Source organism: Escherichia sp. AM3, from assembly GCF_032029835.1.
In the GTDB taxonomy this organism is placed as follows: domain Bacteria; phylum Pseudomonadota; class Gammaproteobacteria; order Enterobacterales; family Enterobacteriaceae; genus Escherichia; species Escherichia coli.
In genome coordinates this window covers 1-269 of record NZ_JAVUPQ010000994.1, presented here as the reverse complement: position 1 = coordinate 269, position 269 = coordinate 1, and the positions used below count along the sequence as shown (strand labels likewise).

Here is a 269-nt window from a genome sequence, read left to right as displayed (position 1 = left end):
AGTTTGATCTTCGTGTTGTACAGGGGCACGGCTCTCACCCACGTGTGCTTCGGGAGGCGGGCGCAGACGATGCCGACATGCTGGTTGCAGTAACCAGTTCAGATGAAACCAACATGGTTGCATGTCAGGTGGCCTACTCGCTTTTCAACACACCGAACCGCATCGCCCGCATTCGCTCCCCGGACTATGTCCGGGATGCGGAAAAGCTGTTTAATTCCGAAGCAGTACCTATCGACCATCTTATTGCCCCTGAACAGCTGGTTATCGAC

The 269-nt window shown here is 54.6% G+C and carries 1 protein-coding gene; it reads left to right on the top strand.

Annotated elements, in window-relative coordinates; all coding sequences use genetic code 11:
- On the top strand, nt 1–269 hold a 269-nt coding region (locus RTW80_RS29395), incomplete at both ends, for an NAD-binding protein (protein ID WP_312721650.1).